The 21743-nt window shown below is 67.6% G+C and carries 19 protein-coding genes and 1 other RNA gene; 9 read left to right on the forward strand and 11 right to left on the reverse strand.

The features are described 5' to 3' along the window. Positions 1–44 precede the first annotated feature (44 nt). The gene (locus BGO20_RS23295; protein ID WP_291664307.1) at positions 45–866 is read left to right on the forward strand and encodes a sulfite exporter TauE/SafE family protein; all 822 of its coding nucleotides are present in this window, start codon (positions 45–47) and stop codon (positions 864–866) included. Between the two features lie 55 nt (positions 867–921). Here BGO20_RS23295 and BGO20_RS23300 read toward each other — a convergent pair whose 3' ends face one another. Then, entirely contained in the window at positions 922–1668 is a 747-nt protein-coding gene (locus tag BGO20_RS23300) for a YebC/PmpR family DNA-binding transcriptional regulator (RefSeq protein WP_291664308.1), read from the reverse strand. 213 nt (positions 1669–1881) lie between these two features. On the opposite strand from BGO20_RS23300, the gene BGO20_RS23305 reads away from it, so the two are divergent. Continuing rightward, a complete protein-coding gene (locus BGO20_RS23305) occupies positions 1882–3237 on the forward strand; it encodes a globin-coupled sensor protein (protein WP_291664309.1) in 1356 nt (451 codons plus the stop codon). Between the two features lie 6 nt (positions 3238–3243). On the opposite strand, the gene BGO20_RS23310 is transcribed toward BGO20_RS23305, so the two are convergent. The 3 genes from BGO20_RS23310 to ssrS all read right to left on the reverse strand — a co-directional run bounded on the left by BGO20_RS23310 (position 3244) and on the right by ssrS (position 4871). Then, on the reverse strand, positions 3244–4065 hold the full coding sequence (locus tag BGO20_RS23310; protein WP_291664310.1) for a TIGR00282 family metallophosphoesterase: 822 nt from the start codon (positions 4063–4065) through the stop codon (positions 3244–3246). Between the two features lie 54 nt (positions 4066–4119). Continuing rightward, a complete protein-coding gene (locus tag BGO20_RS23315; protein WP_291664311.1) occupies positions 4120–4707 on the reverse strand; it encodes a 5-formyltetrahydrofolate cyclo-ligase in 588 nt (195 codons plus the stop codon). 6 nt (positions 4708–4713) lie between these two features. Next, positions 4714–4871: non-coding RNA, 6S RNA (ssrS, locus tag BGO20_RS23320), on the reverse strand. A gap of 166 nt (positions 4872–5037) precedes the next feature. Here ssrS and ybgF point away from each other — a divergent pair. The 4 genes from ybgF (at position 5038) to glmM (ending at position 10586) form a co-directional block, all read left to right on the forward strand. Next, complete coding sequence (gene ybgF / locus BGO20_RS23325) at positions 5038–5970, forward strand: tol-pal system protein YbgF (protein ID WP_291664312.1); 933 nt, start codon at positions 5038–5040, stop codon at positions 5968–5970. 29 nt (positions 5971–5999) lie between these two features. Continuing rightward, positions 6000–7022 (forward strand): tRNA lysidine(34) synthetase TilS, encoded by a 1023-nt coding sequence (gene tilS, locus BGO20_RS23330; protein WP_291664313.1) that lies wholly within the window; start codon positions 6000–6002, stop codon positions 7020–7022. A 124-nt stretch (positions 7023–7146) separates the two neighbouring features. Further along, positions 7147–9072 carry an ATP-dependent zinc metalloprotease FtsH gene (gene ftsH, locus BGO20_RS23335; protein WP_291664314.1) on the forward strand — a complete coding sequence of 642 codons (1926 nt, stop codon included), beginning with the start codon at positions 7147–7149 and terminating at the stop codon, positions 9070–9072. Between the two features lie 170 nt (positions 9073–9242). Then, entirely contained in the window at positions 9243–10586 is a 1344-nt protein-coding gene (gene glmM, locus BGO20_RS23340; protein WP_291664315.1) for a phosphoglucosamine mutase, read from the forward strand. 33 nt (positions 10587–10619) lie between these two features. Here glmM and BGO20_RS23345 read toward each other — a convergent pair whose 3' ends face one another. Next, positions 10620–11387, reverse strand: coding sequence for an SDR family NAD(P)-dependent oxidoreductase (locus BGO20_RS23345; RefSeq protein WP_291664316.1), 768 nt, complete (start codon positions 11385–11387; stop codon positions 10620–10622). A gap of 133 nt (positions 11388–11520) precedes the next feature. On the opposite strand from BGO20_RS23345, the gene BGO20_RS23350 reads away from it, so the two are divergent. Then, positions 11521–12558 carry an L-idonate 5-dehydrogenase gene (locus BGO20_RS23350; protein ID WP_291664317.1) on the forward strand — a complete coding sequence of 346 codons (1038 nt, stop codon included), beginning with the start codon at positions 11521–11523 and terminating at the stop codon, positions 12556–12558. Between the two features lie 108 nt (positions 12559–12666). Here BGO20_RS23350 and BGO20_RS23355 read toward each other — a convergent pair whose 3' ends face one another. Further along, a complete protein-coding gene (locus tag BGO20_RS23355; RefSeq protein ID WP_291664318.1) occupies positions 12667–14340 on the reverse strand; it encodes a formate--tetrahydrofolate ligase in 1674 nt (557 codons plus the stop codon). A 285-nt stretch (positions 14341–14625) separates the two neighbouring features. Here BGO20_RS23355 and BGO20_RS23360 point away from each other — a divergent pair, with 285 nt between their 5' ends. After that, a complete protein-coding gene (locus tag BGO20_RS23360) occupies positions 14626–16110 on the forward strand; it encodes a sensor histidine kinase (protein WP_291664319.1) in 1485 nt (494 codons plus the stop codon). 15 nt (positions 16111–16125) lie between these two features. Here BGO20_RS23360 and BGO20_RS23365 read toward each other — a convergent pair whose 3' ends face one another. Both BGO20_RS23365 and BGO20_RS23370 read right to left on the reverse strand, forming a co-directional pair. Then, positions 16126–16812, reverse strand: coding sequence for a glutathione S-transferase family protein (locus BGO20_RS23365; protein WP_291664320.1), 687 nt, complete (start codon positions 16810–16812; stop codon positions 16126–16128). Beyond that, positions 16809–17579 (reverse strand): haloacid dehalogenase type II, encoded by a 771-nt coding sequence (locus BGO20_RS23370; protein ID WP_291664321.1) that lies wholly within the window; start codon positions 17577–17579, stop codon positions 16809–16811. The genes BGO20_RS23365 and BGO20_RS23370 overlap by 4 nt, the downstream gene beginning before the upstream one ends. 116 nt (positions 17580–17695) lie before the next feature. Here BGO20_RS23370 and gpmI point away from each other — a divergent pair, with 116 nt between their 5' ends. Continuing rightward, positions 17696–19210, forward strand: a complete 1515-nt coding sequence (gpmI, locus tag BGO20_RS23375) for a 2,3-bisphosphoglycerate-independent phosphoglycerate mutase (protein ID WP_291664364.1) — start codon at positions 17696–17698, stop codon at positions 19208–19210. A gap of 72 nt (positions 19211–19282) precedes the next feature. Here gpmI and BGO20_RS23380 read toward each other — a convergent pair whose 3' ends face one another. The 3 genes from BGO20_RS23380 to fghA all read right to left on the reverse strand — a co-directional run bounded on the left by BGO20_RS23380 (position 19283) and on the right by fghA (position 21598). After that, positions 19283–20143, reverse strand: coding sequence for an outer membrane protein (locus tag BGO20_RS23380; RefSeq protein ID WP_291664322.1), 861 nt, complete (start codon positions 20141–20143; stop codon positions 19283–19285). Positions 20144–20242: 99 nt separating this feature from the next. Further along, the gene (locus BGO20_RS23385; protein WP_291664323.1) at positions 20243–20689 is read right to left on the reverse strand and encodes a low affinity iron permease family protein; all 447 of its coding nucleotides are present in this window, start codon (positions 20687–20689) and stop codon (positions 20243–20245) included. Between the two features lie 72 nt (positions 20690–20761). Beyond that, a complete protein-coding gene (fghA, locus tag BGO20_RS23390; RefSeq protein ID WP_291664324.1) occupies positions 20762–21598 on the reverse strand; it encodes an S-formylglutathione hydrolase in 837 nt (278 codons plus the stop codon). Between the last annotated feature and the right edge of the window lie 145 nt (positions 21599–21743).

Below are 21743 nucleotides of genomic sequence, written 5' to 3' on the forward strand. Positions count from 1 at the left end.
ATCGGATCAGAAACGACGATTTCTCTCGCTGGCCGTGCTGGGCCATGGTGCGATCCGCCCTTCTCCCGCTCTCCCGTCTTGCCGTGATGCTGCCCTACCAGGACTTCTTCTTTCCTTCCCTGACCGGCGACGGCCTCGCGGTTCTCTTCGGCGCGACGCTGCTCGGCGGGCTGGTGCGAGGCTTCACCGGCTTCGGCTTCGCGATGGTGTTCATGCCGCTCGCATCGATCGTGCTCGGCCCGGTCGCGGCGCTGGGGCTGATCTGGTTCATCGACCTGCCAGTGGCGCTGCCGGTCGCGGCGCGGAGCGCCAAGCATGCCGAATGGCGCGAGATCGTGCCGTTGCTGGCCACCGCGACCCTGGCTCTCCCGATCGGCGTCTCGCTGCTGACCTGGCTCGACCGCGACACGATGCGCTGGGTGCTAGCGCTGCTCGTGCTCACGGCCGTAGGGCTGATGGCCTCGGGCTGGCGCTATCACGGCCGGCCGACGGTCTCGCTGTCGCTCGGCGTCGGCGCGCTCTCCGGGCTGTGCAACGGCATGGCCTCGATCGGCGGTATGCCGCTGGCGGTCTTCTGGCTCGGCGCGCAGCGCAACGACCGGCACAAGACGCGCGCCAATCTGCAAACCTATTTCGGCATCTCGACCTTCATCAGCGGCGCCGTGCTCTGGTGGAAGGGCATCCTCACCCTGCAGTCGGTCGTGAGCGCGATACCGCTCTTCGCGATCTACGTCGTCGCATTCTGGATCGGCTCGCACGGCTTCCGACTGGCTTCGGAGACGAGCTTCCGGCGCGGCGCCTACCTGCTGATCTTCCTGAGCGCGCTGATCAGTCTGCCGCTGCTGGACGGCCTGCTCGGCCGTTAGAAAGTGAAAAAGGGGGCGTCGCGGTGCCGCCCCCTGGACCTGGCGCCGGGGCGGTTCAGGCGCCGAGCTTGGCCATGATCTCGTCGGCGATCTCGAAATTCGCGAAGACGTTCTGGACGTCGTCGTCGTTGTCGAGCGCCTCCATCAGCCGCATCATCGAGGCGGCCTTCTCCTCGTCGAGCGGGGCCGAAGTCGTCGGACGCCAGACGGGCTTGGCCGAAGCCGGCGCGCCGAGCGTGGCTTCGAGCGCTTTCGAGACCTCGTTCAGGCTGTCGAAGGCACACAGGATGGTGTGGCCGTTCTCGTCCGAGATCACGTCGTCGGCGCCGGCCTCGATCGCCGCTTCCATCACCTTGTCTGGGTCGCCGGCCTCAGTCGGATAGGTGACCTCGCCGACGCGGTTGAACATGAAGGAAACCGAGTTGCTCTCGCCCAGCGCGCCGCCCGACTTGGTGAAATAGGAGCGCACGGCAGAGGCGGTGCGGTTGCGGTTGTCGGTCAGGGCCTCGACGATGACGGCGGCGCCGCCCGGGCCGTAGCCCTCATAGCGGACCTCGTCATAGTTGTCGCCTTCGCCGCCGGCCGCCTTGTTGATGGCGCGCTGGATATTGTCCTTCGGCATGTTCTCGGCGCGCGCGGCGAGCACGGCCATGCGCAGGCGCGGGTTCATGTTCGGGTCGGGCATGCCCATCTTGGCGGCGACGGTGATTTCGCGGGCCAGTTTCGAGAACAGCTTGGAGCGCACCGCATCCTGCTTGCCCTTGCGGTGCATGATGTTCTTGAACTGGGAATGGCCGGCCATGACGTCGCGCTGCCTTCTGCGAATGATCCGTAACATGCCGGGGCCGGGCGGCGATCCTGCCCGGAATTCCGGCGAAGCGGCCTTATAGGCGTCGGCTTTGCCCGCAGGCAAGCGTCGCCCGGCGCGGCTTGGCCCGGCATTAGGCAATTCTTTACCACGCCAAGGCAGCGTCGAACGTCGCGAACTTCGTACTCCGCTATCCCGAGTGATAACTTGACCACCAGAACGATCGCCGGGCAGGAGCAGCGTTTTCGCGCGTTCCAGATTTCCGAGCGCGACCTCGCGCTGCTGGCGCCGCAGGCCATGTTCGTGCGCGAGCGGCTGCCCTCGCTCCTGCCGCAGCTTCACGAGCAGTTCGCGCCCTGGCCGGAAATCGCCCAGGCGCTGCGGCAGCCGCAGGTGCACGAGCGACGGCTGGCGCATTGGATCCGTCTCGCCTCGGGCGATCTGGGCGAGGGCTTCATGGAGTCGGCGCGCAGCCTGGCCACCGCCTTCCACGACCATGGCGTACCGATCTATGCGGTGGTGATCTGCCACGCGATCGTCGTGAATGCGCTGATCGCCGAGCTCGGCCTCGATCAGCGCCGGCTGACGAGCGTGGCCGGCCGCTGGCGCAGAGGCCGCCTCGACGACGGCATCGTCACGCGCGCAGCGTTGTCGAAGGCGGCCCAGCTCGATCTCGAGCTCATTCTCGAGACTTATGCGCTCGTCCAGGAGGACAGCCGCAACGCCACGCGCCGGCAGATCGAAGCGTTCGAGGGAACCGTCCGCGACGTGGTGAGCGCCGTCGGCGCGGGCGCGGTGAAGGTGGAGAGCCTTGCCACGACGATGGACGTCATTGTCGGCGAGACCAGTGCTCAGGCCTTCGTGGCAGTGCGAAGCGCCGACGACGCCTCGAGGAATGTCGGCAATGTCGCCGCGGCCACCAACGAACTGTCGATCTCGCTCGACCACGTGGCGGCCGAGGTGACGCGGGCCTCGGAACTGGCCCATCAGGCCAACGCGGCCGTGCAGCAGACCGACGCCGTTGTTCAGAGCCTGTCACGCTCGGCCGACACCATCGGCTCCGTCGTCGAGTTGATCCAGATGATCGCGAGCCAGACCAATCTGCTCGCGCTCAATGCGACGATCGAGGCCGCGCGTGCCGGGGAGGCCGGACGCGGTTTCGCCGTCGTCGCGACCGAGGTGAAGCAACTATCGGCCCGTACGGCGCAAGCCACAGGCGAGATCGCCGCCCAGGTTCCGGCGATGCAGGCGGCGACCCGCGAGGCCGTCTCGGCGCTCGAGCGCATCGTCGGTTTCGTCAGCCAGGTCAACGGGATCGCAGGGGCCGTCGCCGCCAGCATCGACGAGCAGCGCGCCGCCACACAGGAGATTGCCCGCAGCGCGAACCAGGCGGCGGTCGATACCCAGGCGAATGCCGAGGCGATCGGTCAGCTCAGCTCGCGGGCGCAGGGCGCGGGAGACGCGGTATCCGAGGTGCTCGGCGTCGCCGGGGCGTTGTCCCGGCACGCCGCCAGCATGAGCGAGGCCTTCGAGACGCTGTCCCGGCAATCGCGCCAGGCCTGATCCGCTTCAGGCCGCCCAGCCGGGCAGCGCCTCGCTCAGATGCGGGCCGACGCGGACGGCCCAGACCGCTCTCGCGAGGCCTGTCGCATCGTCGATCTCGACGGCGACGCCCGAGAGCGTGCCCTCTCCGGTCGCCGGTTCCAGCCTCGCGCCAGGCACCTTCTGCAGGAAGCGGCGCACCGGCTCGTCCTTCTGCATGCCGAGCACGGAGTCGTAGTCGCCGCACATGCCGGCATCGGACTGGTAGGCCGTGCCGCCAGGAAGGATGCGCGTGTCCGAGGTCGGCGCGTGAGTATGCGTGCCCACGACCAGGCTGGCGCGGCCGTCGAGGAAATAGGCCATGGCCTGCTTCTCGCTCGTCGCCTCGGCATGGACATCGACGAGGACGGCATCGGCGACTTCGCCGAGCGGGCAGGCCGAGAGCTCGCGCTCGACCGCGGCGAAGGGGTCGTCGAGCGGGTCCATGAACAGCCGGCCCATGACGTTGACGACGAGGACGCGGGCGCCGTTGCGGGCCTCGATCACGGCCGCGCCGCGGCCGGGCGTGCCCGGCGGATAATTCGCCGGGCGGATCAGCCGGTCCTGCCGGGTGATGAAGACGAGGGCCTCGCGCTGGTCCCAGGAATGGTTGCCGAGCGTGACGACATCGGCGCCGGCGGCGAGGATCTCGTCGCAGATCGCCTCGGTGATGCCGAAGCCGCCGGCCGAGTTCTCGCCGTTGATGACGACGCAGTCGAGCTTCCAGGCCTCGCGCAGGGCAGGCAGGCGCTCCTGAACCGCTATCCGGCCGGGGCGGCCGACGATGTCACCGAGAAACAGAAGACGCATGAGCTGACCCGAAAACCGCGAAGGCTTTCTCCCTCGCGCGAAGGCGCTCGGGAATCAACCGCGGCGAATGGCTTCGCGCTCGGTCACGATCCAGTCGAGGCGCCGGTCATGCGGCTCGTCCGGCACCGCATCGATCTCCTGGGCGGCATAGCCGATGCCGATGCTGATCGTCGGGCCAAGCTCGGTCAGCGCCCGGTCGTAATAGCCCTTGCCGTAGCCGATCCGGTAGCCGCGCCGGTCGAAGGCGGCGAGCGGCACGAGCAGGATCGCAGGCCTCACCTCCGGCTCGCTCGGCGCCGGGACGAGCGTGCCGAAGCCGCCCGGAACGATCGGGTCATAGGGCGCCCAGCGGCGGAAGATCATGCGCTTGTCGACGATCGCGGGCAGGCAGAGGAGCAGGCCGCGGTCGTGAAGGGCTTCGAGGATCGGGCGGGGATCGGCCTCCGAGCGCATCGGCCAATAGGCCGAGACCGGGCCGGTGCTCGCTTTCCAGATTGGAAGGGCGAGCGCATTGGCAGCGATCTCCGCGTCCCATTCCAGCCGGTTGTCGAGATCCAGCGCGTCGCGACGGGAAAGCGCCTCGGCGCGGAGGATCGCCTTGCGCGGGGAGGGCGTGACCTGCGTGTCGGACGTCGTCGTCATAAGGGCTGCGGAGCCACCTCGGCCGTGGAGTTTTGAATCCCGGGACACCTACTAAAGTAGGTGGGCGCCGTGTGTCCGGTTCCGATGGATCCGGTCAGGGACAGCTCCCTAGGGAGTCGTATGGGCCCGGGGAATGCTGTCTCTCACGCACTAGGCAGCCCCGCTTCGCCAATGTAGGCAAGCCGCCGGCAAAGCGCCAGAGGGGTTTCGCCCGCGTCCCTCGGATTTCGCAGCCGGCGCATGAGATCGTTCATATTTTGGCCGCGGTGCGCCGGTGTTATAAGCGCGTGCGCGACCATGTCAGCTTCAGTCGAGGACCGCTTGCTTCAGATGCCCGGCTTTTCCCTTGCCCGCCTTCTCGCTCGCCCGGCCTGGCCCGCGCTCGCGCTCGCCGCGGGGCTGAGCGGCGCCACCGCCCCGGCCTTCGCGCAGGATGCCGCCGACCTGCTGGTGCGCACGACCCGGCTCGAAAACCAGATGCGGCAAATGGCCGGGCAGATCGAGCAGTTGCAGTTCGAGAACAAGCGGTTGACCGAGCAGCTCAGCCGATTCCAGCAGGACGTCGATTTCCGGCTGAACGAAAAAGGCGGCGGCGGGCGGCCGTCCGCGGGGTCCGCGCCGCCGGCCACTCCGCCCGCGGGCGGCACACCGCAACGGCAACGCCGCGGCGATGCCTTCGATCCGAGCACGCAGCAAGGCGCCGCCGGGGCCCCCCAGCCGCTCGGCGGCGGCATTTCCGGCATCATCGAGGATGAATACGCCAACGGCCCGGCGAGCGGGCAGCCTCTCGACCTGCAGGGTGTCGGACGTCCGGTTCAGCAGGGTGCGGTCGCGGGTGGCCCGCGTGGGCAAAGCGTTGCGGCCGCGAGTGGCCCGGCGACCGCCAAGGAAGCCTATGATTCCGCCTATGCGGCGCTCAAGCGCCGGGCCTACGAACAGGCCGAAATGGGCTTCCGGCAATTTCTGCAGAGCTATCCGCGGGACCGGCTGGCGGTGGACGCCACCTATTGGCTGGGCGAGAGCTACATGCAACGCCAGCGCTATCGCGAGGCCGCCGAGCAGTTCCTGAAGATTTCGAAGGAGACGCCGCGTGCGGCGAAGGCGCCCGACAGCCTGCTCCGGCTCGGTATGGCCCTGAGCGGGCTCGGCGCCAAGGAGCAGGCGTGCGCGACCTATGCCAAGGTCGGAGTCGACTATCCGCAGGCGTCCAGCGCACTGCGCAATGCCGTCGCGCGGGAGCGGCGCCGTTCCGGCTGCGCTTGAGCGCGGTTTCCTCTCGCGAGCCAGCGGTGATGCCGGTCTCGCCGGCGGAGGCCGGCGCCTGCTTCGGCGATCTGGCCTCGGAGGCCGGGCTGCTCGTGGCTGTCTCGGGCGGACCGGATTCGGTTGCGCTGCTGGCCCTGCTGGCGGATTGGGCCAGGGGACCGGGCCGGCCCGTGCTGCGCGCTGCTACGGTCGATCATGGATTGCGGGCCGAGGCGGCTGCCGAGGCGGAGGAGGTCGCGGCACTCTGCGCCGGGCTCGGCGTGGCGCATGAAACGCTTCGATGGCTTTCCAGCAAGCCCGCCAGCGGCATTCAGGACGCGGCGCGGCGTGCCCGCTACGACCTGCTCACGGCCGCCGCGCTTCGTCACGGCTGTACGGCGATCGTCACGGCCCATACGCTCGACGACCAAGCCGAAACCCTGTTGATGCGGCTTGCCCATGGCTCTGGCCCGGGCGGGCTCGCCGGCATGCAGCCGCGCAGCCGTCGCGGGGCGGTCGATCTCGTCAGGCCTTTGCTGGGCATCGAAAAGGCGCGGCTCGTCGCCACCGCCGAGCGGCGCGGGCTGCCCTTCACGCGCGATCCGAGCAATGCCGATCCGCGCTTCGAGCGCGTGCGCTGGCGCAGCTTGCTGCCGCTGCTGGCGGAGGAGGGGCTCGGTCCGGCGCGGCTCGGCCTCTTCGCGGCGCGCATGGCGCGGCAGGAGGAGGCCCTGTCGCAGCGGGCGGCAGAGGTGCTGAGCCAGCGTCGCTGCTGCTCTCAAGATGCGGACGAACTGCGGCTCGATTTCCGGCGGCTGGCGGAAGAGCCGGAGGAGATCGTCCTGCGCGTGCTCGCGCTCGCCCTGTCGGACGTCGCGCCGGCCGGGGACGGCTATGGCCGGCTGGAGCGGCTGGAGGCCTGCGGCGCAAGCCTGCTCGAGGCGCTGCGGGGCGGCTCGACCAGCCGGAGAACGCTCGCGGGCTGCGTGCTCTCGCTCGGCGCAAACGGGGTGCTCGTCCTGCGGCGCGAAGGGCCGCGCCGGCGCGGCGTTCACCCTGCGACATCATAATCCCGCGACGGCACGCGTTTCGCTTGCGTTTCCCTTGGCAAGGAGGCGCGCCGCACCTAAATTGCTTGTTGAATGAAATCCAGGCCTCATCCGGTTGGTCCCGGCAGGCCCGATCGGACTGGTGATGAATCCGAACTTCCGCAATTTCGCCCTCTGGGTGGTGATCTTCCTGCTGGTCCTGGCGCTAGTGACGCTGTTCCAGAGCCCGAGCCAGCGCTCGAGCACCAATGAAATCCCCTACAGCCAGCTGATCAACGAGGCTGATTCCGGGAAGATCTCCAGCGTCGTGGTCTCGGGGCAGGAGATTTCCGGGAGCTTCTCGGATGGTCGCAACTTCGTGACCTATGCGCCCTATGGCGATCCTGGCCTGCTGAAGACGCTGGCGCAGAAGGGCGTGACGGTCTCGGCTCGCGCTCCTTCGGAAGGCACGCCCTGGTTCATGGCGCTGCTGGTCAACTCGCTGCCCTTCGTCATCTTCATCGGCCTGTGGATCTTCATGTCCCGCCAGATGCAGAACGGCGCCGGCCGGGCGATGGGCTTCGGCAAGTCCAAAGCCAAGCTCCTGACCGAGGCCCATGGCCGCGTCACCTTCGAGGATGTCGCCGGCATCGACGAGGCCAAGGAGGACCTGCAGGAGATCGTCGAGTTCCTGCGCGATCCGCAGAAATTCCAGCGGTTGGGCGGGCGCATCCCGCGCGGCGTGCTGCTCGTCGGCCCGCCCGGCACGGGTAAGACCCTGACGGCGCGCGCCGTCGCGGGCGAGGCCAATGTGCCGTTCTTCACGATCTCGGGCTCGGACTTCGTCGAGATGTTCGTCGGCGTCGGCGCCAGCCGCGTGCGCGACATGTTCGAGCAGGCCAAGAAGAACGCGCCCTGCATCATCTTCATCGACGAGATCGACGCGGTCGGCCGCCATCGCGGTGCCGGCTTGGGCGGCGGCAATGACGAGCGCGAGCAGACGCTTAACCAGCTCCTCGTCGAGATGGACGGCTTCGAGCCGAACGAGGGCGTGATCATCATCGCCGCGACCAATCGCCCGGACGTGCTCGATCCCGCGCTGCTGCGCCCGGGCCGCTTCGACCGCCAGATCGTCGTTCCGAACCCGGATGTCGCCGGCCGCGAGAAGATCCTGCGCGTCCATGTCCGCAAGGTGCCGATGGCGCCGGATGTCGACCTCAAGATCCTGGCGCGCGGTACACCCGGCTTCTCCGGCGCCGACCTGATGAACCTCGTCAACGAGGCGGCGCTGCTCGCAGCCCGTCGCGGCAAGCGCATGGTCACCCATGCCGAGTTCGAGGACGCCAAGGACAAGGTCATGATGGGCGCCGAGCGCAAGTCGATGGCCATGTCCGAGGAGGAGAAGAAGCTCACCGCCTATCACGAGGCGGGCCATGCGATCGTTGGCCTCTATGTCCCGGCGGGCGTGCCGGTCCACAAGGCGACGATCATCCCGCGCGGCCGTGCGCTGGGCATGGTGAAGTTCCTGCCGGAAGGCGATCGCTACTCGATGAAATACAAGGAGTTCACCTCGCAGCTCGCGGTCGCCATGGGCGGGCGCGTGGCGGAGGAGATCACTTTCGGCAAGGAGAACATCACCTCCGGCGCGACGGGCGACATTCAGCAGGCGACCAAGATGGCCAAGGCCATGGTCACCCAGATGGGCTATTCGGACGAACTCGGCATGGTCGCCTATGGCGACAATCAGGAAGAGGTCTTCCTGGGCATGTCGATGGGCCGCAGCCAGTCGCTCTCCGAATCGACCGCGCAGAAGATCGACGCCGAGGTGAAGCGCCTCGTCGACGAAGGCTATCGCGACGCCAAGGAGATCCTGACGAAGCATCACGACGAATTCGTGCAGGTGGCCGAGGCGCTGCTCGAGTTCGAGACGCTGACCGGCGAGGAAATCCGCGACCTGATCGCCGGCAAGCGCCCCTCGCGGGATCTCGACGACACGCCGCATGCCCCGCGCGGCTCGGCCGTGCCGAGCGCCGGAAAGGGCCGCAAGCGCGGCGAGCCGGATGCCGGCATGGAGCCGCAACCTCAGGTCTGAGGCCGATTGCATGAACCGAAAAGGGCGGCTCCGGGCCGCCCTTTTTTGTGCGCCGCTTCTTGTGCGCATCGGGATGTCACGCTCCGTCACAATTTGTGAGAAGGCGGAAAGGTTTTTTGGCTATAGAAACGCGCGAAATCAGGCGCTGATCGCCTTCGGATCGGAACGACATGGCACGCAAGTACTTTGGAACGGACGGCATTCGCGGGCGGGCGAACGGCGTCATCACGCCGGACCTCGCCCTGAAGGTCGGCCAGGCCACGGGCCTCGCCTTCCATCGCGGCGACCATCGTCACCGCGTCGTGATCGGCAAGGATACCCGGCTTTCCGGCTACATGATCGAATACGCCATGGTCGCGGGTTTCACCGCGGTCGGCATGGACGTCATGCTGCTCGGCCCGATGCCGACGCCGGCGGTGGCGATGCTGACCCGCTCGATGCGGGCCGATCTCGGGGTGATGATCTCGGCTTCGCACAATCCCTACGAGGACAATGGCATCAAGCTGTTCGGGCCCGACGGCTACAAGCTCAACGACGAGGTCGAGCACGAGATCGAAACGTTGATCGACGCGGATCTCGGGCCGCGCCTGTCGGGCTCCGCGCGGCTCGGCCGGGCCAAGCGCATCGACAGCGCCGATGCCCGCTATGTCGAGTTCGCCAAGCGCACGCTGCCGCGCAATCTGAGCCTGGAGGGTCTGCGCATCGTGCTCGATTGCGCCAACGGCGCGGCCTACAAGGTGGCTCCGCAGGCGCTATGGGAACTGGGCGCCGAGGTGATCACCATCGGCGTGGAGCCGGACGGCTTCAACATCAACCGCGAGATCGGCTCGACCCATCCTTCGACCCTGGTCGAGAAGGTCAGGGAATTGCGCGCCGATGTCGGCATCGCGCTCGACGGCGACGCCGACCGCGTCCTGGTGGTGGACGAGCACGGCCAGATCGTCGATGGAGACCAGCTGATGGCGGTGATCGCGCGCTCCTGGCTGGAAGACGGCCGCCTCTCGGCACCGGGCATCGTCGCGACGGTGATGTCAAATCTCGGTCTGGAGCGCTATCTGGCCGGCCTCGGCCTCTCGCTCGCGCGCACGGCGGTGGGTGACCGTTACGTGCTCGAACATATGCGCAGCCATGGCTTCAACCTGGGCGGAGAGCAGTCCGGCCACATCATCCTGTCGGATTTCGGCACGACGGGCGACGGACTGGTTGCGGCGCTGCAATTGCTGGCGGTGGTGAAGCGGATGGACCGGCCGGTCTCGGAAGTCTGCCACTGCTTCGAGCCGCTGCCGCAGATCCTCAAGAACGTGCGCTACAAGACGGGCAAGCCGCTGGAGGAGCAGGCCGTGATGAGTGCGATCGAGGCGGCGAAGCAGCTTCTCGGCGAGAGCGGCCGGCTCGTCATCCGCCCCTCGGGGACCGAACCCGTCATCCGCGTGATGGCCGAGGGCGACGACCGGGATCTGGTCGAGCGCGTCGTCGACGACGTCGTCGAGGCGGTGACGAAGGTCGCGGCCTGATCAAAGGCGCCCGGGGGCAGGCACTGCCGCCCTTCAGACCACCGCGGTCAGCCCGCCATCGACCATCAGCAGATGACCGTTGACGTAATCGCTCGCCGCCGAAGACAGGAAGATCGCTGCGCCGACCAGTTCCTTCGTCTCGCCCCAGCGCCCGGCCGGGGTGCGGCTGCAGACCCAGCTCGTGAAGGCCTCGTCCGCGAGCAGGGCCTTGTTGATCTCGGTGGTGAAATAGCCGGGCCCTATGGCGTTGGCCTGGATGTTGTGCTTGCCGAGCTCGGCGGCCAGCCCCCGCGTCATCATCTTCACCGCGCCCTTCGAGGCCGTATAGGGAATGATGGTGGCCCGGCCGAGCTCGCTCATCACCGAGCCGATGCTGATGATCTTGCCGCGCTTGCGCGGCACCATCCGCTTCGTGACCGCCTGGGTGACGTAGAACACCGAGTGCAGATTGGTGTTCATCACCTCGTGCCAGCCCTCGACCGGGAATTCGGTGATCGGCGCGCGCTTCTGCATCCCGGCGTTGTTGACGAGGATGTCGATGGGCCCCGTGCCGGCCTCGATCGCCGCGACGCCGGCCTCGACCGCCTTCTGGTCGGTGACGTCGAAGGCCGCGATCGAGGCCTTGCGGCCGGCGGCGGCCAGGGCCTTGTGCGCTCGCTCGAGCTTGCTCCGGTCGCGGCCGTTCAATACGACATGAGCGCCGGCTTCGGAGAGGCCTTCAGCCAGTGCGAGCCCGATGCCCTGGCCGGAGCCGGTGACCAGTGCGACCTTGCCTTCCAGGCTGAACAGCGACAGCGACATGGCGTATCCTCATTAAAGGCCGGGGTGCGGCGTTGGTTTTGTTTGCGCCGGGAGCACAGCTTTCGGTAAGCAGCTTTCAAACGATTAGACAACGGCGCGGCCTGCTTGTCCCGCGCCAATCCGGAGAAACGTCATGCGCGCCGTCGTGATCCATGCCGAGAAGGACCTGCGGGTCGAACAGACCACGGCTCCGGAGCTGGGCCCGCATGACGTGCGGGTCCGAATGGAAGCCGGCGGCATCTGCGGCTCCGATCTGCATTATTATCTGCATGGCGGCTTCGGCACGATCCGCGTGCGCGAGCCGATGATCCTCGGCCATGAGATCGCCGGCAGGGTCGAGGCGGTCGGCGGCGAGGTCTCGCGGGTCAGGCCGGGCGATCGCGTCGCGGTCAATCCGAGCCGGGCCTGCGGCCATTGCCGCTATTGCCAGATGGGTTTGCAGCAGCACTGCACCGACATGCTGTTCTACGGCTCGGCGATGCGCTTTCCGCATGTGCAGGGCGGCTTCCGCGACGTGCTCGTCGTCGAGGAGCGGCAGGCCGTGAAGGTGGCTCCCGGCGTCACGGCGGCGCAGGCCGCCTTCGCCGAGCCGCTCTCGGTCTGCCTTCATGCGGCCAAGCGCGCCGGACCGCTGCTCGGCAAGCGTGTGCTGGTGACGGGAGCGGGTCCGATCGGCGCGCTCACCATCGTCGCGGCAAAGGCTGCCGGCGCTTCGGAGATCGTGGCGACGGACGTGGTCGACGGGCCGCTGCCGGTGGCGCTCAAGATGGGCGCGACGGCGGCGATCAACGTCGCCGCCGAGCCTGATCGGCTGAAGGAGGAATACGGAGCGGAGAAGGGCGCCTTCGACGTGATGTTCGAGGCGTCGGGCAACCAGCACGCGCTGACCGGCGCCTTCGACGTCGTGCGCTCGGGCGGCACCATCGTGCAGATCGGGGTCGGCGGTCAGTTTACCTTGCCGATGAACGTCGTCGTCGCCAAGGAATTCGACCTGCGCGGCTCCTTCCGCTTCCACGAGGAATTCGGCTGGGCGGTGGCGATGATCGGTTCCGGCTCGATCGACCTCTCGCCGCTGCTGACGGCGACGATCCCGGTCGAGCGAGCCGTCGAGGCCTTCGACCTCGCCGCGGACAAGGCGAAGGCGATCAAGGTCCAGCTCGACTTCGCGTGAAGGCGGGGCCGTTATTCTCCGCGAAGCGGCGCTTCGACCGGAGATGCCCTTGCCGGTCAGGGTTCTTCCCGGGGCGCGATGCTCGGGCCATGCCCGAGCAGACGGGCGTCAGAACAGCCCCTCGATATGGCCTTTCGCGTCGATATGGATGCGTTCGGCGGCTGGTTCGCGCGGGAGGCCGGGCATGGTCATGATATCCCCGCAGATGGCTACGACGAAGCCCGCGCCGGCCGAAAGCCGCAATTCCCGCAAGGGAACGGTGTGGCCGGAGGGGGCGCCGCGGAGCGTCGGATCGGCCGAGAAGGAATACTGGGTCTTGGCCACGCAGACCGGCAGGTCGCGGAAGCCGGCCGCCTCCAGCTCGGCGAAGCGCGCCGCGAGCCTGGCGTCGACGCTGACGCCACTGGCGCCGTAGATCTCGCGCGCCACGGTGTCGAGCTTCTCGCGCAGCGGCATGCTGTCGGGATAGAGCGGGGCGAAATCGGCCTCGCCCTCGTCGGCCAGCGCGGCGACCTTGCGGGCCAGTTCCTCGGTGCCGGCACCGCCTTCGGCCCAATGCCGGCAGATCACCGCCTCGACGCCGAGATGGTTGCGGCAGAAGTTGCGGATCAGCTCGTGCTCGGCGGCCGTGTCGGTGGCGAAATGGTTGATCGCGACGATCGGCGGTACGCCGAACTTGCGGATATTCTCGACATGGCGGGCGAGGTTGGCCATGCCCGCTTCCAGCGCCTTCAGGTTTTCCTGGCCGAGGGCGTCCTTGGCGACGCCGCCATGCATCTTCAGCGCACGGACGGTGGCGACGACGACGGCGACCGAGGGCTCGAGGCCGGCCTTGCGGCATTTGATGTCGAAGAACTTCTCCGCGCCGAGATCCGCGCCGAAGCCCGCCTCCGTGACGACATAGTCGCCGAGCTTCAGCGCGGCGCGGGTTGCGATCACCGAATTGCAGCCATGGGCGATATTGGCGAACGGCCCGCCATGGACGAAGGCGGGCGTGCCCTCCAGCGTCTGCACCAGGTTCGGCATCAGCGCGTCCTTGAGCAGCACGCTCATCGCGCCGGTCGCCTTGAGATCGGCCGCGGTGATCAGGCGCTTGTCGCGGGTGCGGCCGACGACGATGCGGCCGAGGCGCTCCTCCAGATCGGCGGAATCACGGGCCAGGCAGAAGATCGCCATCACCTCCGAGGCGACGGTGATGTCGAAGCCGTCCTCGCGCGGGAAGCCGTTGCCGTTGCCGCCGAGCGAGGAGACGATCGAACGCAAGGCGCGGTCGTTCATGTCGAGCACGCGGCGCCAGCTGATCGTGCGGGTATCGAAGCCGAGCCCGTTGCCCCAATAGACATGGTTGTCGACCATCGCGGCCAGCAGGTTGTGCGCGCTGGTGATGGCATGGAAGTCGCCGGTGAAATGCAGGTTGATCTGCTCCATCGGAACGACCTGCGCGTGGCCGCCGCCGGCCGCTCCGCCCTTCATCCCGAAGCTCGGGCCGAGGGAGGGCTCACGCAAGGCGATCATCGCGCGCTTGCCGATCCGCGACAGGCCGTCGCCGAGGCCGACCGTCGTCGTGGTCTTGCCTTCTCCAGCCGGCGTCGGGCTGATCGCGGTGACCAGGATCAGCTTGCCGTCCGGCTTGTCGTGGAAGCCGGGGATCGCGCCCGTATCGACCTTGGCGATGAACTTGCCGTAGGGGTGGAGCGCTTCGACCGGAATGCCGGCGCGCTCGGCAATGGCGGCAACGGGCTGAAGCGTCGCGGCGCGCGCGATCTCGATATCGGTCGGCATCCGTCCTCTCGGAAACTGTGCGGCCATCGCGCCTCCCGGGGCGAAGCCGCCGCGACACTGGCCCGAACCGCGCGCCGCGCCAAGCGCTTTTCCGGCCGGCCCCTGGATGATGCACAGGCGCCCATGTCTTTTGACATGCGCCCGGCCGCACCTGCCTGTTACCGGTGACAGGAGCGGCAGCCCGTCCGACGGACGATGCCGCTTGCTGTCCATGGCTGGAGCCGGATACGAAGAGCGCGGCGTGCGATCGGCCCTTCGATGATCGGCCGGCATTGGGGGAGGACGATGGATCAAGGCGTCTGGCCTGCCGGCAAAAGCGGCGTCGCCGAGCTGCTGCGCGGCTGGACCGGCGGCGAGACCGTGCTCGGGGCGCCGGCAGACTGGCCCGCAGCCCTGCGCAGCGCCTTTCAGCTCATCCTGCTTGCGCCGTCGCCGATGACGCTGCTCTGGGGAGAGGCGGGCCTGATGTTCTACAACGACGCCTATGCCGTCATCTGCGGTGCACGGCATCCGCGGATCCTGGGGCAGAGCGTCTACGATGCCTGGCCGGAAGTCGCCGCGTTCAATCGCGGGGTCATGGCGAGCGTCCTGGCCGGCGAGTCGTCGTCTTATCGCGACGTTCCCTTCGTCTTCTACCGCAACGGCGCCGCCGAAGAGGTCTGGCTCAATCTCGACTACAGCCCGGTGCCGGACGAGGCGGGGGCCGTCGGCGGCGTTCTGGCACTGGTGACGGAGACGACCGAGCGTTTGCGTGCGGAAGAGCTCCTGCGGCGCCGCGAACGCGAACTGGCGCAGGTCCAGAAGATCGGGCGCGTGGGCGGGCTCGAGGTCGACCTGCGCTCCGGCTTCCAGAACCGCCGCTCGCCGGAATACCTGGCGATCCATGGCCTGCCGCCGGAGGCGGCGCAGGAGACCCATGAGGATTGGGTGGCACGGCTCCATCCCGAGGACAGGGCCCGTGTCGAGGGGCATTTCCGGGCGGCCGTCGCGAGCGCTGCGACCGACTACCACGCCGAATACAGGATCGTTCGGCCCGCGGACGGAAAGATCCGCTGGATATCGGCGACGGCCCTGATCGAACGCGATGACGAGGGTCATCCAGTCCGGCTCGTGGGCGCGCATCTCGATATCACCGAGCGCAAGGAGGCGGAAAGCGAGCAGCGGCTCCTGATGCAGGAACTGGCGCATCGGGTGAAGAACACGCTCGCCATGATCCAGGCCATCGCTTCGCAGACCCTGCGCAGCGCGACCACGCTGGAAGCCGCCAACGAAGCGTTCACGGCGCGGCTGGGAGCGTTGGCGCGGGCGCATGACCTGCTGGTGGCGGGCCAGCAGGCCAACGCCAACATCGCCGAGATCGTCCGCAGCATCATCGGCATCCAGGGCGACCCAGGCCGCTTCGACGTTCAGGGGCCCGACATCGTGCTCGGCCCGAAGGCTGCCCTGGCGTTGACCCTCATCCTGCACGAACTGACGACCAACGCGGTCAAATACGGGGCACTGTCCAACGAGAAGGGGCGGGTGAGCCTGCGCTGGGGCGCCGATGAAATCGAAGGAGTCCGGCAGTTCCGCCTGCGCTGGCAGGAAAGCGGCGGCCCGCCGGTCAAGCCTCCTGCCCGGGCCGGCTTCGGGTCTCGCCTGATCGAGCGTTCGTTTCCCGGCGCGCGCAACGGCACCGAGAGCGCCTATCTGCCCGGCGGGCTCGTCTTCACGCTCGATGCGCCCTTCGAGGCATTGGGCGGCACGCGGGACGAGACCGGCTCGTCCTGAGTGCCGTCGGCCGGCTCAGGCCCGCAAATGCGTGTTCTGTGGAAAGAGGAACCGACGCGCGTCGTCGTCGACCTCGGTCTTGAACGCGAACTGGTCCTTCAGCGCCATGGCGCGCTGCGCCGCCGGCCGGGCCGAGATCTCGTCGGTGTGGCGCTTCACGTTCGGAAACAGCGTCGCCCAGTTCTCGCCGACGGCGAAGGAAAGCCGGGTCGCCCAGCCCCAGACCGACATGTCGACCAGCGTATAGCCATCGCCGAGCATGTAGCGCCGTGTCGCGAGCCGCTCGTCGACGATGCCCCAGTGCCGCTCGGCCTCGCGGGCGTAGCGATTGATGGCGTAGGGGATCTTCTCGGGGGCGAAGCGGCTGAAATGCACCGCCTGGCCACAATAGGGGCCGATGCCGGTCGCCACGAACATCAGCCAGGAGAGCATCTCGCCGCGCGCCTTCGGCGTGTCCTGCGGCAGGAACTTGCCGGTTTTCTCGGCGAGATAGAGCAGGATCGCGTTGGAATCGAAGACGGTGACGTCGCCGTCGGTCAGGGCCGGGGTCTTGGCGTTGGGGTTGATGGCGAGGAATTCCGGCTTGAACTGGTCGCCCTTGCGGGTGTCGACCGGCACCATCTCGTAGGGCAGGCCGGCCTCCTCCAGGAAGAGCGCGACCTTCGCCGGGTTCGGCGAAGGGTGGTAGTAGAGCTTGATCATGGAAGGCTCCCGCTGGGTCCGAGCTGGTTGCGGCTCGCGGCATAGGAGACGAGATCGGTCAGCGCCGCAATCGTCGTGTCCGCATGGAAGCCCAACTGTTCCGGCTGCATGCGCAGCGCCTTGAACATCAGCTTCGGGTCGATCGTGCCGGCGGCGGCAATCTCGTTGCGCAGGTCTGCGGCCGCCACGCGCTCGATGCGTGCCACGGCAAAGCCGTGGGCCTTGGCGCCGGCGATGTCGAAACCATTCGACGAGACGAAGAGGATTTCGTCGCGAGCGAGGCCGAGGCGCTTCTCGACATGAGCGTAACCGCGCGGATCGGGCTTGTAGATGCCGATCTCGTCGACGCTGATCACGGTTTCCAGAAGCTCGCCGATGCCGGCATGGGCGACGAGCCGCTTCAGCATGGCCGGGCTGCCGTTGGAGTAGATGGCAAGCCGGTAGGAAGCGAGGCCCTCCAGAGCGGCGCGGGCCTCGGGATAGAGCGCCAGCGCGTCATAGGCTCCGGCGATCTCGGCCAGGAATTCGGGCGTCGCGGCGAGGCCGAGCGTCTTCAGGGTGAAGTCGAGGGATTCGGTGGTGACCGTCCAGAAGTCCTCGTAGCGGTCCATCAGAGCGCGCAGCCAGGTGTATTCGAGCTGCTTCAGCCGCCAGATCTGGGTGATGGTCGTGCCATGGCCGGGAAAGGCGGCCTCGGTCGCGGCAGCGACCGACTGGACGTCGAACAATGTTCCGTATGCGTCGAAAACCAGGGCCTTGATCGGCATGGATCTCCTCCGTTGGGGCGTGGCTTCGGGGCGTGCGCCTTCTTAGCACTCGCATCGGCAGCATGGCGCATGGTATCCGCACACACACCTTTTCCGACATGTGCAAGGTCAAGCCGATGCCGCCCCGTCCCGTGATGCTGATGATCCTCGATGGCTGGGGCTGGCGCGAGGATGCTCAGAGCAACGCGATCAAGCTGGCGAAGACGCCGCATTTCGATCGCTTCTGGGCGAGCTGCCCCCACAGTTTCCTGCGCACCTCGGGCCTCGACGTCGGCCTGCCGGCGGGGCAGATGGGCAATTCCGAGGTCGGCCATCTCAATCTCGGCGCGGGCCGCGTGGTGATGCAGGATCTGCCGCGCATCAACCAGGCGATCAGCGACGGCTCGATCGAGCAGGCGCTGGAGGCAAGCGGCCTTCTGGCGGCCCTCAAGACCAGCGGCGGCGCGTGCCATCTTCTCGGGCTCGTCTCGCCGGGCGGCGTCCATGCCCATCAGGACCATGCCGTGGCGCTGGCGACGATCGTGGCCGGACAGGGCATCCCGGTGAAGGTCCATGTCTTCACCGACGGGCGCGACACGCCGCCGCAATCGGCCGCCGACTATGTCGGGGCTTTCGCACGGGCGCTGCCCGCGGGCGCGAGCATCACCAGCGTCTCCGGCCGCTACTATGCGATGGATCGCGACAATCGCTGGGAACGTGTCGAGAAGGCCTGGAAGGCGATGGTGCTGGGCGAGGGGGACAGCTTTCCCGACGCGCAGGCGGCGATCGCGGCGGCCTATGCCGGCAAGGTCAGCGACGAGTTCATCGTCCCGGCCGTGATCGGCGGCTATGCGGGGATGCAGGACGGGGATGGGCTGCTCAGCTTCAACTTCCGTTCCGACCGCATCCGCGAGATCCTCGACGCCGTGCTGGAACAGGATTTCCAGGGTTTCGCACGTCCGCGCGTGCCGAGGCTGGTCAGGGCCGTCAGCATGACCTCCTACAGTGCCGGGCTCGACAGGCTGATGCCCGCGCTGTTTCCGCCGCAAACGCTGGCGAACGGGCTCGGAGAGACGGTGTCGAAGGCGGGCCTCAAGCAGGTCCGCATGGCGGAGACGGAAAAATACCCCCACGTCACCTATTTCTTCAATGGCGGCGAGGAGACGCCTTATCCGGGCGAGGACCGGGTCATGGTGCCCTCGCCGAAGGTGGCGACCTATGACCTGCAGCCGGAAATGTCGGCGCCCGAACTCACGGCGAAGGCGGTCGAGGCGATCGATTCAGGCCGCTACGATCTCGTCATCCTCAACTTCGCCAATACCGACATGGTCGGCCATACCGGCGTGCTGGCGGCTGCGATCAAGGCGGCGGAGACGGTGGATGCGGGGCTCGGCGCCATTGCGGACGCCGTGCAGCGCCAGGGCGGCGCCCTGCTCGTCACGGCCGATCACGGCAATGCCGAGCTGATGGTCGATCCGGTGACCGGCAAGCCGCATACGGCCCACACCACAAACCCCGTGCCGCTGATGCTGATCGGGGGGCAGGCCCGCGCCCTGGCGGATGGCCGCCTCGCCGATATCGCGCCGACGCTGCTCGCGCTGATGGGCCTAGGCCAGCCCGACGAGATGACCGGCAGGTCGCTGCTGCGCTGAGGCGGCGCCGGCCCAAAAGGAAACGGCGCGGAGATGATCCGCGCCGTGGGTTCTTTCGGGGGAGGGGCTGCCTCAGTATTTGCGCACCACCGGCGGCGGGGCGTAGGCCACCGGCTCCGGCGTGCCGCAGCAGTTCGGGTCGCCGAAGTTCCAGCGCATGCCGATGCGGAAGTCGTGGCTGTCGATGTCCTTGGCCTTGAGCGGGCCCTGGATCTGGCCGGTGAAGGCGTTGACAAGGCGGCCGGACTGGGCGTCGCCGAGATTGAGGTAGCGATAGCCGACCTCGAGGGTCAGGTTCTTGTTCACCTCGTAGCCGACGCCCGCCATCAGCGCCCAGGCGACGTTGGTCTTGGTCCCGGTGTTGGCGTAACCGAGCGTGGGGCCGACATAGTTACCGAGCAGGACGCCCTGATCGGTCAGGCCCGAGATGCGGTTCTGGGTGAAGCCGATGCCGGCGCCGATATACGGCGTCAGGCAGTTCCAGGTGCCGAGATCGAAGTAGCCGTTGAACAGGGTGACCAGCGAGGTCAGGTTGCCCTTGTAGGTGTTGGTCTGGTTGCCGTTGTTGAAGGGGTTGTAGACGATGTCGTTCACCCCGATCGACGAGGCGCCGCGATATTCGCCGGTGACATCGAAACGCAGCCAGTTGTTGAAGCGATAGCCGATGCCGAGCCCGGCGAAATAGGCGGCGTTGTCGCTTTTGCCGAAGAAGCTGCCGCCGAAACCGACGACGTCCTCCTGGTCATATTTGCTGATGCTCTGGACGCCCACGCCGATGTCGCCGCGCAGGTAGATGCCGCTCGAGATCGTGCCCTTGAGCATGGGGGGCGGCGGAGGCGGCGGCGGATAGCCGGCCAGATCCGCGGCCTGTGCCGCCATGGTGGCGCCGAGGGCCAGGGCGCCCCCCAGCGCGATGGATTTCAGGCTGCCCATGGCAGGGTCCTTCGCGTTGCGCGCAGGACCAAGGACGCAGGCCCGCGCAGTTACCGATGGGAAGGACCATGCCAGCGATTTCTTAAACGAGGCTTAACCTTAACCGCTAACCTTGTTTTTCGCTGAATCGGCGCGTTTCCCGGTCTCGATGGCCTTGCGGGCCTTGGCTGCCATCTCCTCGAACTCGGTACGGATCTTCTCGATCTTCTCCTCGTCGAGTTCCTCCAGATCGAGCAGCTCCTCGCGCGCGCCCTCAAGTTTCAGGATCAGCTCGTCGAGCTTGATCTGCATGGCGGCGGTGTCGCGGTTCTGGCTGTTCTGGATGATGAAGACCATCAGGAAGGTGACGATGGTCGTCGAGGTGTTGATGACGAGCTGCCAGGTATCGTTATAGCCGAAGAACGGGCCCGAGACGGCCCAGATCACGATGACCGCCGCCGCCCCGAAGAAGGTCTGCGGCTTGCCCGCCCACTGGGCGACGGCCTGGGAGAGGCGGGTGAAGAGCGAGCGGTCGCTCTGCGGCAGGCGGCGTTTCGGTCTGGCCATGGCATGTCCCCAACCGGCTGATGCTGTGACGCCTCAACGCGGCCGATGAAATGCCGTTCCCTGCGATTCCGCTCAGGCGAACAGGCGCTCCGCGTGCCAGGCGATGTGCTGGGCCATGAAGGTCGAGACGAAGTTGTAGGAATGGTCGTAGCCGTCCCGCAGGGTGAGCTGCAGCGGGATGCCGGCCGCGGCGCAGGCGACCTCCAGCAGCTGCGGGCGCAGGCCTTCCTCGAGGAAGCCGTCGGCGCTGCCCTGGTCCACGAGAAGTTCGCTGACGCGGTGGCCGTCGGCGATCAGCAGCGTCGAGTCGTAGATCCGCCAGGAGGCCTCGTCGGGGCCGAGGTATTTCTCGAAAGCCGGTCGCGACCAGCCGGCGGTCGAGGGCTGGGTGATCGGGGCAAAGGCCGACACGGAGCGGTAGCGCCCCGGGTTCTTGAGCGCCAGTGTGATCGCGCCATGACCACCCATGGAGTGGCCGAAGATGCCTTGGCGCGACATGTCGAGGGGGAAGTTCCTGGCGACCAGCTGCGGAAGCTCGTCGCGGATATAGCTCTCCATGCGGTAGTTGCGGGCATAGGGCTCCTGCGTCGCATCGAGATAGAAGCTCGCGCCCGCGCCGAACTGCCAGTTGTCCGGCTCATCGGGCACGTCCGCGCCACGCGGGCTGGTGTCCGGACAGATGATGGCGATGCCGTTGGCGGCGGCCGCGGCCCGGTATTCGCCCTTGTCCATGACGTTCTGGTGGGTGCAGGTCAGGCCCGAAAGGTACCACAGCACGGGCACAGGCCCTTCTTCCGCCTGATGCGGGAGGTAGATCGCAAAGGTCATCGGGCAGGCGCAGGCCTCGCTCTCATGGCGATAGACGCGCTGCGAGCCGCCGAAGGCCTTCGAGGCGGAGAGGAGTTCCATGCGGCGGGTCCTTCAACGGTTTGGCATGACGCTTGTCATTCCGGGGCGGCCAGGGCCGAACCCGGAACCTGCGACCGGACGAGCCCTTTTCCGATCGGCTTGTGCAAGCGTCGTACCCGGTCGCGGGTTCCGGGTTCTGCGAGTT

Source organism: Allobosea sp. 67-29, from assembly GCF_001898115.1.
GTDB lineage: Bacteria > Pseudomonadota > Alphaproteobacteria > Rhizobiales > Beijerinckiaceae > Allobosea.

Bases quoted from the DNA above. Each gene is read 5' to 3' on its own strand.
- BGO20_RS23295 (WP_291664307.1), top strand. From the start codon at position 45: ATGGTGCGATCCGCCCTTCTCCCGCTCTCCCGTCTTGCCGTGATGCTG.
- BGO20_RS23300 (WP_291664308.1), bottom strand. From the start codon at position 1,668: ATGGCCGGCCATTCCCAGTTCAAGAACATCATGCACCGCAAGGGCAAG.
- BGO20_RS23310 (WP_291664310.1), bottom strand. From the start codon at position 4,065: ATGCGTCTTCTGTTTCTCGGTGACATCGTCGGCCGCCCCGGCCGGATA.
- BGO20_RS23315 (WP_291664311.1), bottom strand. From the start codon at position 4,707: ATGACGACGACGTCCGACACGCAGGTCACGCCCTCCCCGCGCAAGGCG.
- ybgF (WP_291664312.1), top strand. From the start codon at position 5,038: ATGCCCGGCTTTTCCCTTGCCCGCCTTCTCGCTCGCCCGGCCTGGCCC.
- tilS (WP_291664313.1), top strand. From the start codon at position 6,000: ATGCCGGTCTCGCCGGCGGAGGCCGGCGCCTGCTTCGGCGATCTGGCC.
- ftsH (WP_291664314.1), top strand. From the start codon at position 7,147: ATGAATCCGAACTTCCGCAATTTCGCCCTCTGGGTGGTGATCTTCCTG.
- glmM (WP_291664315.1), top strand. From the start codon at position 9,243: ATGGCACGCAAGTACTTTGGAACGGACGGCATTCGCGGGCGGGCGAAC.
- BGO20_RS23345 (WP_291664316.1), bottom strand. From the start codon at position 11,387: ATGTCGCTGTCGCTGTTCAGCCTGGAAGGCAAGGTCGCACTGGTCACC.
- BGO20_RS23350 (WP_291664317.1), top strand. From the start codon at position 11,521: ATGCGCGCCGTCGTGATCCATGCCGAGAAGGACCTGCGGGTCGAACAG.
- BGO20_RS23355 (WP_291664318.1), bottom strand. From the start codon at position 14,340: ATGCCGACCGATATCGAGATCGCGCGCGCCGCGACGCTTCAGCCCGTT.
- BGO20_RS23360 (WP_291664319.1), top strand. From the start codon at position 14,626: ATGGATCAAGGCGTCTGGCCTGCCGGCAAAAGCGGCGTCGCCGAGCTG.
- BGO20_RS23365 (WP_291664320.1), bottom strand. From the start codon at position 16,812: ATGATCAAGCTCTACTACCACCCTTCGCCGAACCCGGCGAAGGTCGCG.
- BGO20_RS23370 (WP_291664321.1), bottom strand. From the start codon at position 17,579: ATGCCGATCAAGGCCCTGGTTTTCGACGCATACGGAACATTGTTCGAC.
- gpmI (WP_291664364.1), top strand. From the start codon at position 17,696: ATGCCGCCCCGTCCCGTGATGCTGATGATCCTCGATGGCTGGGGCTGG.
- BGO20_RS23380 (WP_291664322.1), bottom strand. From the start codon at position 20,143: ATGGGCAGCCTGAAATCCATCGCGCTGGGGGGCGCCCTGGCCCTCGGC.
- BGO20_RS23385 (WP_291664323.1), bottom strand. From the start codon at position 20,689: ATGGCCAGACCGAAACGCCGCCTGCCGCAGAGCGACCGCTCGCTCTTC.
- fghA (WP_291664324.1), bottom strand. From the start codon at position 21,598: ATGGAACTCCTCTCCGCCTCGAAGGCCTTCGGCGGCTCGCAGCGCGTC.